The following is a 13,535-nucleotide window of genomic DNA, read 5'->3' as shown; positions in this document are numbered from 1 at the left end:
AGTCCTCTCCAAGGGTTTTTCACAGTATCTTGTGTTGTGGATAATTTTTAGCCACAAGGGGTGGAATAGTGTGGATAACTTCATAAGATGATTGCCATACGTGCTTTTTTTTGATACGATAGTGATGTTTTTTCGCGTGGAAAACCCCACGCGCTACATAATCTATCCACAGTTGTGTATAACCGTGTGGATAGTTATACAGATGCTCTTAACAAGCTTATCCACAATTATGTGTACAGCGTTAATAACCCTGTTTTCTTCTATAATACATGTTCTGCACATTCCGCTGTGTGTATCTTTATTCAGGTACGTTGTTCAGAGGTTGTACATAGAAAGGATAGGCTGTTCTAAAACAGGCTGGATAGAAGGAGGGACATGCGTGGAAAACTTAGACGATCTCTGGAAGCAGGCGCTTGCCAAAATCGAGGAGAAGGTCAGCAAACCGAGCTTTGATACGTGGTTCAAAGACACGGCAGCTGATGCGATCGACCAGAGCTCCAATATGATTACGATTATTGCGCCGAACGAATTTGCACGGGACTGGCTCGAAAACCGGTACTTTACCATCATCACGGAAACACTGCAGGAACTGACGGGAGCCGAGCTTGAAGCCCGCTTTGTGCTTCCGAAAGAAGAGATAGCCGAGCCCGAACCGGATCTGGCCAAAAAACCGCCCGCACCGCCGGCGGACAACGGCGACGATCCGCCAAAGCACATGCTGAACCCGAAGTATACGTTTGATACGTTCGTCATCGGGAGCGGGAACCGGTTTGCCCACGCAGCTTCTCTGGCCGTAGCTGAAGCTCCGGCGAAAGCTTACAATCCGCTGTTTATATACGGTGGCGTTGGACTTGGCAAGACACACTTAATGCACGCAATCGGCCACTATGTGATTGATCACAATCCGAATGCCAAAGTCGTTTATTTATCATCTGAAAAATTTACGAATGAATTTATTAATTCCATCCGGGATAACAAAGCGGTACATTTCCGCAACAAGTACCGGAACGTGGACGTGCTGCTGATCGACGACATTCAGTTTCTCGCCGGGAAGGAGCAGACGCAGGAGGAATTTTTCCATACGTTTAATTCCCTCCATGAAGAACGCAAGCAGATCGTGATCTCCAGCGACCGTCCGCCAAAAGAAATTCCAACGCTTGAGGACCGGCTCCGCTCCAGGTTTGAATGGGGACTGATCACGGATATTACGCCGCCGGATCTGGAGACGAGAATTGCGATTCTCCGCAAGAAAGCGAAAGCGGAAAACCTCGATATTCCAAACGAGGTCATGCTCTATATTGCCAATCAGATCGACACGAATATTCGTGAACTGGAAGGCGCCTTGATCCGGGTTGTGGCGTATTCGTCGCTCATTAATCAGGACATGAATGCCGATCTTGCTGCAGTCGCTTTAAAGGACATTATTCCGAATACAAAATCCCGTGAGATCACGATTGAGGACGTTCAGTCTTCCGTGGCGGCGGCTTACGGCGTGCGTGTAGAGGATATGAAGGCGAAAAAGCGGACAAAAACCGTCGCTTACCCTCGCCAGATTGCGATGTATCTTTCGCGTGAGCTGACGGACCACTCCCTTCCTAAAATCGGAGCTGCTTTTGGGAAGCGGGATCATACGACCGTGATTCATGCACACGAAAAAATCTCCAAGCTGCTTCAGGAGGACCCGGAGCTGCAAAAGCAGGTAGAGGATATTACAACGCAGCTGCGCTCCGGCTGATTGTGTAAAATGTGGACATCCCGCACGCACTTATGCACAGGTTATCCACATGTGAATAAGTTCACCTTACAGGCTCTTTGCGTGGTTATCCACAAATCCACAGCGCCTAGTACTATTACTACGGCAAGTTCATTAATTAATATTATATTTATCAGGGAGGTTCCACGTTATGAAATTTACTATTCAGAGGGACGTATTCGTTCAAAATATCCAGCACGTTTCAAAAGCCATCTCCTCCAGAGCATCTATGCCGATTTTATCTGGGTTAAAGATCGTTGCATTTGACGAAGGGGTGACCCTGACAGGCAGTGATTCCGATATTTCCATTGAAGCTTACATTCCTGCAGAAGACGGTGACAATCAGATCGTTGATATTGAACGGCCAGGATCGATCGTCCTCCAGGCAAAGTATTTCGCTGATATCATCAAAAAGCTGCCGGAGACGACGGTTGAAGTGAGCGTGAACGACCAGAACGTAACAAAAATCAGCTCCGGAAGCTCCGAGTTTAATTTGAATGGACTCGATCCGGATGAATTTCCACGTCTTCCTGAAGTGGAGCAGGGCAATGCGTTTCAGCTGAAGACAGATCTGCTGAAAGCATTGATTAAACAGACGGCTTTTGCCGTTTCGACTGCGGAAACCCGTCCTATTTTGACCGGGATCCACTGGGGACTGGAAGAGGGCAAGCTCATGTGCACCGCGACGGACAGCCACCGCCTGGCCATGCGTGAAGCGGCACTTGAAGACAGCCCGGCAGACATGGAATTCTCCAACGTCGTTATTCCTGGTAAAAGCCTGTCGGAGCTCAGCAAAATTCTTGATGACACCGAAGATACAATCAGTGTCACTGTGACTGACAACCAGTGCCTGTTCAAAACGAAGAACATTCTCTTCTTCTCACGGCTGCTGGACGGCAACTATCCGGCAACGAAAAATATGATTCCAACGAGCTCCAAAACAGAGGTTCAGGTACAAGCGAAAAAGCTGCTGGCGGCCATTGAGCGTGCGCTGCTTCTTTCCAGAGACGGTAAAAATAACGTCGTGAACCTGAAGTCCATCGGGGAGTCAACGCTTGAGATCACCTCGGTCACACCGGAAGTCGGTAAAGTAACCGAGGAAGTAGCGTGCGACAGCTTCGGCGGGGAAGAGCTCCGTATTTCCTTTAACGGAAAAAACATCATCGATGCCCTCCGCGTGATTGAATCCGATGATGTCACGATCCAGTTTACGGGAGCAATGAGCCCGTTTATCATGCGCCCGGCTGACCGTGACTACATGCTTCACCTGTTCTCGCCTGTGCGGACATACTAATTTTAAACTTGCCGACCCGCTGTTCCGGACGTTTTCGGAACAGCGTTTTTTTAAGCTGCTGCCGGCTTTAAAGCAATAAAGCAGGGGGGCGATGAAACGAGACAAACACGGCTCAACAAGCCGGAAATAGACAAAAAAAGAACCAACTGCTGATGCCGGAACATTTGTTCGCAAAACTGAGAATTAATATTGGCGTCATGCGTCAATCTTTAGTACAATGTATAGTGAGAGATTTTGTGTACGTATTTGTACAGAAAGCGAGTTGACGGGGCATGAACGAGGAAATTACCGTGCGTGGCGAATTTATTACGCTCGGGCAGGCGCTGAAAGAAGCAGCTGTCATTTCAAGCGGCGGCGAGGCGAAGCCGTTTTTGGCAGAAGTTCCGGTATTGGTGAATGAGGAAGCCGAAGACCGCCGGGGAAGGAAGCTCTATCCTGGTGACCACGTTGTCATCGAAGGGATCGGGGAGCTGACGATCATCGGTGAGTAGCGGAGGCACTCTTGCATATACATGAACTGAAGCTGAAGGACTATCGCAACTATGAGGACGTCACGCTGCCCTTTAAGGATCAGGTGAACGTGATTCTTGGGGAAAATGCCCAGGGAAAGACGAACCTGATGGAATCGATCTATGTACTGGCCATGGCCCGCTCCCACCGTACACCGCGCGACCGGGAATTGATCCGCTGGGATCAGCCGTTTGCACGGGTGGGCGGAAGCTTTACGAACCGCCACGGCAAGTTTGACATGGAGCTCGTCTTTTCGAAACAGGGCAAAAAGGTAAAAGTGAACGGGCTCGAAAAAAAGCGACTCAGCGACTATATCGGAACGTGCACGATCGTCATGTTCGCCCCCGAAGATCTGACTCTTGTAAAGGGAAGCCCGCAGGTGCGCCGGCGGTTTCTCGATATGGAAATGGGTCAGATTAACTCTGTTTATCTGTACCATCTTTCTCAGTACTACAAAGCACTGAAGCAGCGCAACCAATGGCTGAAAGATATCCGTGACAAACGCAAGACACCGGATGAAGCAATGCTCGACGTCATGACCGAGCAGCTGATTCAATCCGGAGCGGAGCTGCTCGTCCGGCGATTTTCCTTTTTGGACACGCTCGAAGCCTGGGCAGCCCCGATTCACCGCGACATCAGCCGCGGGAAAGAAGTGCTGACGCTCTCCTATGAGCCGACCGTGCCGGCAAAAGCGGGCATGAATGCGGCAGAAACTGCCGACGTACTCCGCGCCGAATTCAGCCGTGTCCGCGACCAGGAGCTCAGGCGCGGGACGACCCAGATCGGACCACATCGTGATGATCTGGCGTTTTTTGTGAACGGACGCAGCATTCAGACTTACGGCTCGCAGGGACAGCAGCGGACGACGGCGCTGTCGCTCAAGCTTGCGGAAATTGAGCTGATACATGAAAAAACCGGCGAATATCCGATCCTCCTGCTGGACGATGTGCTGTCTGAGCTGGACGACCACCGGCAGACGCATCTGCTGAATTCCATTAAAGGAAAAGTGCAGACGTTCGTGACGACGACCAGCGTCGACGGAATCGACCACCAGCTGCTTCGCGAAGCGGCCACGTTTTACGTCCAGGAAGGAACGATTGTCCGGAACGAATAAGGAGGCGCCCCATGTTTATTCATCTAGGCGGAGATATCGTATTGAAGGCAGAACGGATCATCACGATTCTCGATCACCAGAGCGAGGAAGCTTCGGCGGAAAACAGAGCCTTTATGAAGCGGAGCCGCGACGCCAAGCAGACAGTGGAGGTTACCGGTGATCCGGCGAAGTCAATCGTCGTCACCGATGACTGCATCTATCTGTCTCCGATCTCGTCGCATACGCTGAAACGCCGGGCCGAAAATAAAACGATTGCCAACACGGAAGAAGAAGAATCCACCCGCCCATAAGCGTGCGGGAAGAAATGCAGGTGAGGAACAATGAGTGTGGATAATAATCAGTCCTATGATGAGAGTCAAATTCAGGTTCTGGAAGGGTTGGAAGCTGTCCGTAAGCGTCCCGGAATGTACATCGGTTCCACGACAAGCCGCGGGCTGCACCATCTTGTCTGGGAAATTGTAGATAACAGCATCGATGAGGCGATGGGCGGTCACTGTGATACGATCCACGTCACGATCGGAGAAGACAACTCGATCACCGTTGAGGATAACGGCCGGGGGATTCCGGTCGGTATTCACGAAAAAATGGGCCGTCCTGCTGTAGAAGTAATCATGACGGTTCTGCACGCCGGCGGTAAATTTGGCGGCGGCGGCTACAAGGTTTCCGGCGGTCTGCACGGGGTCGGGGCTTCGGTTGTTAACGCCCTGTCCACAAAGCTTGAGGTAAACGTTCATCTTGACGGTAAAATTCACTTCATCGATTTCCGCCGCGGTATTCCGCATACGGAGCTGCAGGTCATCGGTGAGACAGATAAACAGGGAACCGTGATCACGTTCTGGCCGGACGAGGAGATTTTCTCCGAGACGACCGAATTTGAGTTCGATATTCTCGCAAACCGGCTGCGTGAGCTTGCATTCCTGAACCGCGGACTGCGCATCTTCGTAAAGGACGAGCGTGAGAATGGGCGCGAAGCAGAATATTTTTACGAGGGCGGTATTCAGTCGTTCGTCGAACACTTAAACCGTACCAAGGAGGCGCTGCACGAGCCGCCGATCTTCCTTGAAGGCGACAAGGAAGGCATTCATGTCGAGGTGGCAATGCAGTACAACAACAGCTTCTCCAGCAACATTTATTCGTTTGCGAATAACATCAATACGCATGAGGGCGGAACGCACGAGTCCGGCTTTAAAACCGGACTGACGCGTGTTATTAACGATTACGCCCGCCGGAACAACCTGTTTAAGGAAAACGACCCGAATCTGATCGGCGACGATGTCCGGGAAGGGCTGACGGCGATCATCTCGGTTAAAATTCCGGATCCGCAGTTCGAAGGCCAGACGAAAACGAAGCTCGGCAACAGCGAAGCCAGAACGATCACCGATTCGCTTTTCTCGGAGCACATGGCCAAGTTTCTGGCCGAGCATCCAACGGTTGCCCGGCAGATTGTCGATAAAGGCTTGATGGCGTCACGCGCGCGAGATGCGGCGAAGAAAGCACGGGAGCTGACACGGCGTAAATCGGCGCTTGAAGTGAGTGCGCTTCCGGGCAAGCTTGCAGACTGCTCATCACGCGATGCGTCGATCAGTGAAATTTACATCGTTGAGGGTGATTCCGCGGGCGGTTCTGCCAAACAGGGACGCGACCGTCATTTTCAGGCGATCCTGCCGCTTCGCGGTAAGATCATTAACGTCGAAAAAGCACGTCTGGATAAAATTTTGTCCAACAATGAAATTCGGGCCATCATTACAGCACTCGGCACCGGGATCGGCGAGGATTTTGATATTTCCAAGGCACGCTACCATAAAATTATCATTATGACGGATGCCGACGTCGACGGCGCGCACATCCGCACGCTGCTGCTCACATTCCTCTACCGCTACATGCGGCCGCTGATTGAGGAAGGCTACATTTACATTGCCCAGCCGCCTCTTTATCAGATTAAGCAGGGCAAGGCGATTCATTATGCATACAATGAGAAAGAAATGGAGCGGGTGCTGAGCGAGCTCGATCCGACTCCAAAGCCGGCGCTGCAGCGCTATAAGGGTCTTGGGGAGATGAACCCGACTCAGCTTTGGGAAACGACAATGAACCCGGATATGAGAACCGTGCTGCAGGTGAACCTGAATGACGCGATGCTTGCAGATGAAGTATTTGAAACGCTGATGGGAGACCGGGTAGAGCCGCGCCGCGACTTTATTCAGGCCAACGCCCACTACGTGAAAAATCTCGATATTTAACAACGGCTGGCACCGTGCTCATCAGAAGCACGGGCAGCGTTTTACCAATACGGCGGGGCAGCATGCTGTCCTGCCTACATAGTCGAACAGGCGGCACAGCTGCTGAATACGGGCTTTCACGGCCCGGAGGATGGAGGGTCATGAATGGCGGACCAGGAAAACAGAAATGATCGGGTACACGACATTAATATCAGTCAGGAAATGCGCACATCATTTATGGACTATGCGATGAGCGTTATCGTCAGCCGTGCGCTGCCGGACGTGCGTGACGGACTGAAGCCGGTGCACCGGCGTATTCTTTATGCAATGAATGAACTCGGCATTACAGCCGATAAAGCGTATAAAAAATCTGCCCGAATCGTCGGGGAAGTAATCGGTAAGTATCACCCGCACGGGGACTCTGCCGTATACGAAACAATGGTACGGATGGCGCAGGATTTCAGCTACCGCAACATGCTCGTAGACGGACACGGAAACTTTGGTTCCGTCGATGGAGACGCGGCAGCAGCGATGCGTTATACAGAAGCAAGAATGTCAAAGATTTCCATGGAACTTGTGCGTGATATCAATAAGGATACAATTGATTACCAGGAAAACTATGACGGCTCCGAGCACGAACCGAAAGTGCTGCCGGCCCGTTTTCCAAACCTGCTCGTCAACGGCACGTCAGGTATTGCCGTCGGAATGGCGACGAACATTCCGCCGCACAGCTTAAATGAAGTCATTGACGGTGTGCTCGCTCTCAGTGAGAACCCGGAGCTGACGTCAGTTGATCTGATGGAGCATATTCCCGGGCCGGATTTCCCGACTGGAGCAGAAATCGTCGGTATTTCCGGCATCCGTCGCGCCTATGAGACAGGCAAAGGCTCGATTTTAATTCGCGCCAAAGCGGATATTCAAGAGAAAAACGGCAAGCAGCGGATTATCGTAACCGAACTGCCGTACCAGGTGAATAAAGCCCGGCTGATTGAGAAGATCGCAGAGCTCGTCCGCGATAAGAAAATTGACGGCATTACTGATCTGCGTGATGAGTCGGACCGGACAGGTATGCGTATCGTGATTGAACTGCGCCGCGATGCCAATGCCAACGTGCTGCTGAACAACCTCTATAAGCAGACAGCACTGCAGACAAGCTTCGGGATCAACATGCTCGCACTCGTTGACGGACGTCCGCAGGTGCTCCCGCTGAAAGAAGTGCTGTCTCACTACCTGGAGCATCAGAAGGTTGTCATTAAACGCCGAACAGCTTACGAGCTGAAAAAAGCCGAGGCCCGTGCACATATCTTGGAGGGACTGCGGATTGCGCTGGACCACCTTGATGAAGTCATTGAGTTGATTCGTGCGTCTCAAACGACAGACATCGCCAGAAACGGGCTGATGGAGCGGTTTGAGCTGTCTCATGAACAGGCACAGGCGATTCTTGACATGCGTTTGCAGCGTCTCACCGGCCTCGAGCGCGATAAAATCGAAGGCGAGTATAAAGACCTCATGGCGAAAATTGAGGAGCTGCGCGCGATTCTCGCCGACGAAGAAAAGGTGCTGGAAATTATCCGCGAGGAGCTGTCCGAAATTCGGGACCGCTTCGGTGACGACCGCCGTACGATCATTACGATCGGTGAAGATACGTTTGAGGATGAGGATCTGATTCCGCGTCAAAACGTCGTGATCACACTTTCCCATCAAGGCTACATCAAGCGGCTTCCTGTCTCGACCTACCGCAGCCAGAAGCGCGGCGGACGGGGCGTCCAAGGAATGGGAACGTATGACGAAGATTTCGTACGCCACCTGTTTATCACGAATTCGCACGATCACCTCCTGTTCTTTACGAACAAAGGAAAGGTGTATCGGATTAAAGGCTATGAGGTGCCGGAGCAGAAGCGGACCTCTAAAGGAATTCCGATCATCAACCTGCTCCAGATTGATCCGGATGAATATATCAGTACCGTTATCCCGATCTCGTCCTTTGAAGAAGAGGAGCGTTCGCTGTTCTTCATGACGAAATACGGCGTGGCGAAACGAACGGAGCTGAAGGCGTTTAAAAACATCCGCCGCGGCGGCTTGTTTGCCATCAAGCTGCGTGAAGGAGATGAGCTGCATGGCGTCAGGCTGACAAACGGTGACCAGGAGCTGATTACCGGGACGCGCCAGGGGATGTCGATCCGTTTCCACGAAAAGGACGTACGGTCCATGGGCCGTACGGCAGCCGGGGTAAAAGGCATTCAGCTCGGCAAAGACGATGAAGTGGTCGGAATGGATATTTTATATCCGGACCAGGATGTACTCATTGTGACCGAATCAGGCTTCGGAAAACGGACACCAATTGAGGAGTACCGCGAACAGTCCCGGGGCGGTAAAGGGATTAAAACGTGCAACATCACCGATAAGAACGGCAGCGTTGTCTCTCTGAAGGTTGTGGCAGAAGATCATGATCTCATGGTTATCACGACGAACGGGGTTGTGATCCGTATGCATGTAGCGGAAATTTCACAGACCGGACGTAATACGCAGGGTGTGCGTCTGATCCGGGTAGCCGACGGGGAATATGTATCGACCGTCGCACGAGTTAACATCAGCGAGGATGAAGAAACGCAGGAAATTGAAGAAGGCGAGCACACATCAGATGAGCTCGAAGAAGCACCGGAAGCAGAAGCTTCCGAAGAAGAAAGCGAAAGCGAGAACGACGAATAACGTGAGAGGGCGGCTCCCGGGATGTTTACCGGAGCCGCCCTCTTTGCCGTTTTGGGTACATCGATGCTAAGGCGCTTCATCCTTTTGGTTATTGCATGGCAGGAAGTGTTCACAAGTATAGCCAGCTGTCCGATAGAAGCAGTAAAGGCTTTTATAATGAGTCGTTAGACCTTGTTATATCCTCTATAGCTTGACTTTAGTCCTGCTTTAGAGTCATGATAAGAGACAGCAGAGATAAAAAGGAGCGGGTTTCATGCACGTGTATGTAGAGGATCTGGTACCAGGGTGCATTTTGCAGCAAGACGTCATGAAGCTGACTGCGAAGCCGCTGGTGCCAAAAAAAACGGTTTTGCAGGAGGAGCATCTCCACATCTTAAAGACGTTTCTTGTAGAAAGTGTGCATACGGAAGCGAAGCTTGTTGACGGCACAGCCTTTCAGCCGGAGCGTCAGCTGCAGGAAAAGCAAAAGAAGAGAGGTCCGGCAAAGGTGAGTCTGCTGGATGACAATGATTCCTTTACGAACCGCTACTTGCGGACGGTGCAGCTGTTTAAAAAGGAATTTCAAAAATGGCAGGGCCGCCTTCCGATCGAGCCGTATACAATGCGGCAGCTCTTTTTGCCGCTTTATGAAAAGGAGCCGACAAACCGTGAACTGCTGGAGCTGTATCACTTCAGTGATAAAACGAATTACATTTATTATCATGCTGTGGCTGTCGGGGTTTACAGTGCGATGCTCGGCCGCTGGCTCGGCTATGAGAAAGCGGACGTGATTCAAGTCGGTCTGGCCGGCATGCTCGCAGACTGCGGCATGTCGCGCCTTTCCTATGATCCTTTTCAGAAAAAAGGGAGCCTTAACAAAGATGAATTCGATGAACTGAAAAAGCATCCGGTGCTCAGCTACCGTATGCTGGAGAAGGTGCCCGGCTTCAATAAAAAAGCGATGCTCGGTGTCCTGCAGCATCATGAGCGTCTGGATGGAAGCGGCTATCCGCTTGGCGTTTCCAAAACCAAAATTCATGCCTTCGCGCGCATCAACGCCATTGCGGATACGTTTCATGCAATGACGGCAGAACGGCTTTACCGGGCCAAAATGTCTCCCTATCACGTTTTGGAGCAGCTGGCTGCCGGGGAATTTCCCGGACTCGACCCGGCGATGACCGCCTGCTTTACTGGACAGCTGGCGGTACTCACTGTCGGGCAGTCGGTTCAGCTTAACAATGAAAGCTCGGCAGAAGTTCTCTACGTTCGCCCGGAAAATCCGCTGCGCCCTGTCGTGCGGCTTGAGTCTGGCCAAGAGCTGGACCTTGCAAGTCATGCCAATCTGTATATTGTAGAAGCATCGGCCTCCTCAGAAGCAGCAGCCTCCTCTTAACCAGCTGCCTGCTCAGCTTACTAATCCACATTAAACGGCGATGAAGTTCCGCTCGTGTGATCGGCCGTTCAGCGTTCGAGCTGCAAGAGAATCGACTGCGCTTCGCGCTCCCGGAGAACGTTGTGAAGCGCCGGCATCGCGATTCGCATACGAAACGCGGGCATAGGTAAGCTCCAATCGGCAGCAGCAGGCGAAAATCGAATGACTCGATTTTTGGAGAACCAAAACGAAGCGGTTAGCTGAGCCCATTTTCTCCGGAAAACAAGTGCCCGCAGATACAGGCAGATGCAAAACTATTCACCTAACGTGACTTTATCAATACGCTCAGAACCGGCGCGGCATCACCGCTGCCGGTTCTCTTTTGTATGCGTCGATGTCCTCAGCGTGTAAACGTTGTTGAAGGTTTTGACAGGCAGCGAACAGCGCACTTTTACCTAATTATGCTAAAAATGTTTTTCCAGTTCCTGCACGTGGTACACCTCTACTAACGCTGCTAAAACAGCAGAACTTATACGTTATAGAGAGGATGAGCATGATGCAGCCGATTTTTAAAGAGTTTCACAATGACCAGGAGGTCGTCGAAGCCATTCAGTCACTGAAAAGCAAAAACATCAACGAGGACGACATTTACATCATTACCCACGATGAGGATCGAACGGATCGAATTGCGGACGATGCGGAAGCAAACACCATCGGATTGGATGAAGAGACGCTTGGCACTGCTGCGCGCAACCTGTTCCGTAAAAAAGGGGATGAACTGCGCGCAAAGCTGGAGGAACTCGGATTTGAAGAATATCACGCAGAAGAACTGGAAGAAAAGCTGGACGAAGGAAAAGTAATAGTTGTCGTACAACATGCACCTGAGGGATTTGATATTTATTAACAACAAGCGCAGTATTCCATCAGAAGAAGGCATAGATCATTCGTTGAAGCTGCTCAAGGAAGGCTATCAGTTTATCCTGAACCGCCGTTATACAATGGATGCCAATATCTTTGAGACGAAGCTGCTCGGAGAAACAGCCATCTGCCTGACAGGAAGCGAGATGGCCGAGCTTTTTTACGATACGGATAAATTTAAGCGTGAGGGAGCAGCGCCAAAGCCTGTGCAGAAAACGCTTTTTGGAGAAGGCGGCGTACAAAGCCTGGATGGGGAAGCCCATCATCATCGGAAAGCGATGTTCATGCGGGTGATGAAGCCGGATGACCTTCAGACGATCCGCCGGCTGTTTGCAAAACACTGGCAGAAGGATGCTCGCGCCTGGGAACAGCAGGACGAGATCCAGCTGTATGAAAAAGTAAAAACCGTATTGTTTAAAGCAGCCTGTGAATGGACAGGTGTGCCGCTTGAGGAAAATCCGGAAGACCGTGCTGATCAGATCAGCGAGATGTTTGAAACTCCAGCGCATATCGGAATCCGACATTTAAAAGGCTGGAAGGCTAGATCTGATGCAGAGAAGTGGATGGCCTCATATGTAGAGGAGGTGCGGAACGGAGAACGGAGCGACGCAGCGGGCACACCGCTGGAAGCATTCAGTCTGCACCGTGATCATCATGGAGAGCTGCTGGATGCAGAAACAGCTGCTGTCGAACTGCTGAATTTGATTCGCCCGATTACGGCCATTTCCGTATATGTGGCGTTTGCCGCTTTAGCTCTGCATGAATACCCGGAAGAAGCTGCCAAGCTCCAGTCAGAGGAAGCTCGTGAACGCTTTGTGCAGGAAGTTCGCCGGTACTATCCGTTCTTTCCATTCACAGCTGCCCGGGTAAAGCAGGATTTTACGATGGGAGAGCACACGTTTAAAGAAGGGACGCTTGCACTGTTAGATTTATATGGTACGAACCATCATCCGGATGAATGGGAAAATCCCGGACGGTTTCAGCCATCCCGCTTCGAAGGATGGCAGGGCACCCCTTTTCAGTTTATTCCTCAAGGCGGAGGCGAGTTTGATTTCGGTCACCGCTGTGCAGGTGAGTGGATGACGGTCGAGCTTTTAAAGGAAAGCGTTCTGCAGCTTCAGGAACATCTCAGCTACGACCTTCCCGAGCAAAACCTTTCGTTCAGCCTGACGACAATTCCCACGATCCCGGAGAGCGGGATTGTTCTAAAGAACGTGCAGCCGGTTTAACAGCTGCCTTCTGAGCCTCGTACCAGATCATCGGTATGGGGCTTTGCCGTGACAAATGGAAACGGCGTCTCATTCTTATATAGAAGAAACGAAGCAGATTCTGACGCTTTTCATGCGCAGATGTTCATTGAAAAATGCCTTGAACACCCTCTTTTTAAACGGATTTTGCTGAAAGAAAAGCAGGTCGAGTTAAATAAGAATTCTGAATACGAAAAAAGACTTGCAGGAAGTAAAACTTCCGTGATATATTTAATCTCGCTGCTGAGGAACACAGCATCACAGCGGCGCAAACAGTTCAAAAAAAGTATTGACTTATTTGAAGCGCTGTTATAAAATGTAATAAGTCGCTCTTAAGACAGAGCGGCATTTGCTGTCCTTTGAAAACTAAACAAAAGACAAGAAGAAGGAAAGAGAATGAATCATTCTCTGTCAATTTTTGAA

Annotated in this window: 11 protein-coding genes; all 11 read left to right on the top strand. The window is 51.0% G+C overall.

The genetic code is table 11. The features are described 5' to 3' along the window. Positions 1-379 precede the first annotated feature (379 nt). The 11 genes from dnaA to ACFO4L_RS06355 all read left to right on the top strand — a co-directional run bounded on the left by dnaA (position 380) and on the right by ACFO4L_RS06355 (position 13,427). Positions 380-1,735 carry a chromosomal replication initiator protein DnaA gene (gene dnaA / locus ACFO4L_RS06405; RefSeq protein ID WP_377908875.1) on the top strand — a complete coding sequence of 452 codons (1,356 nt, stop codon included), beginning with the start codon at positions 380-382 and terminating at the stop codon, positions 1,733-1,735. A 169-nt stretch (positions 1,736-1,904) separates the two neighbouring features. Then, entirely contained in the window at positions 1,905-3,047 is a 1,143-nt protein-coding gene (gene dnaN / locus ACFO4L_RS06400; protein WP_377908874.1) for a DNA polymerase III subunit beta, read from the top strand. 272 nt (positions 3,048-3,319) lie between these two features. Continuing rightward, entirely contained in the window at positions 3,320-3,538 is a 219-nt protein-coding gene (gene yaaA / locus ACFO4L_RS06395) for a S4 domain-containing protein YaaA (RefSeq protein WP_377908873.1), read from the top strand. Between the two features lie 11 nt (positions 3,539-3,549). After that, positions 3,550-4,671 carry a DNA replication/repair protein RecF gene (gene recF, locus ACFO4L_RS06390; RefSeq protein WP_377908872.1) on the top strand — a complete coding sequence of 374 codons (1,122 nt, stop codon included), beginning with the start codon at positions 3,550-3,552 and terminating at the stop codon, positions 4,669-4,671. An 11-nt stretch (positions 4,672-4,682) separates the two neighbouring features. Then, a complete protein-coding gene (gene remB, locus ACFO4L_RS06385; protein WP_377908871.1) occupies positions 4,683-4,961 on the top strand; it encodes an extracellular matrix regulator RemB in 279 nt (92 codons plus the stop codon). 30 nt (positions 4,962-4,991) lie between these two features. After that, entirely contained in the window at positions 4,992-6,908 is a 1,917-nt protein-coding gene (gyrB, locus tag ACFO4L_RS06380; protein ID WP_377908870.1) for a DNA topoisomerase (ATP-hydrolyzing) subunit B, read from the top strand. A gap of 144 nt (positions 6,909-7,052) precedes the next feature. Next, positions 7,053-9,596: a DNA gyrase subunit A gene (gene gyrA, locus ACFO4L_RS06375; protein ID WP_377908869.1), complete on the top strand. Its 2,544-nt coding sequence runs from the start codon at positions 7,053-7,055 to the stop codon at positions 9,594-9,596. A 253-nt stretch (positions 9,597-9,849) separates the two neighbouring features. Beyond that, positions 9,850-10,968: an HD-GYP domain-containing protein gene (locus ACFO4L_RS06370; protein ID WP_377908868.1), complete on the top strand. Its 1,119-nt coding sequence runs from the start codon at positions 9,850-9,852 to the stop codon at positions 10,966-10,968. Positions 10,969-11,500: 532 nt separating this feature from the next. Beyond that, positions 11,501-11,851 (top strand): YflT domain-containing protein, encoded by a 351-nt coding sequence (locus tag ACFO4L_RS06365; protein WP_377908867.1) that lies wholly within the window; start codon positions 11,501-11,503, stop codon positions 11,849-11,851. Then, positions 11,811-13,094: a cytochrome P450 gene (locus ACFO4L_RS06360; protein WP_377908866.1), complete on the top strand. Its 1,284-nt coding sequence runs from the start codon at positions 11,811-11,813 to the stop codon at positions 13,092-13,094. The genes ACFO4L_RS06365 and ACFO4L_RS06360 overlap by 41 nt, the downstream gene beginning before the upstream one ends. A gap of 48 nt (positions 13,095-13,142) precedes the next feature. Continuing rightward, complete coding sequence (locus tag ACFO4L_RS06355) at positions 13,143-13,427, top strand: hypothetical protein (protein ID WP_377908865.1); 285 nt, start codon at positions 13,143-13,145, stop codon at positions 13,425-13,427. Positions 13,428-13,535 lie beyond the last annotated feature (108 nt).

Source organism: Bacillus daqingensis, from assembly GCF_042654445.1.
Lineage (GTDB): Bacteria > Bacillota > Bacilli > Bacillales > Salisediminibacteriaceae > Alkalicoccus > Alkalicoccus luteus.
This window is presented reverse-complemented; position numbering and strand designations above follow the sequence as displayed.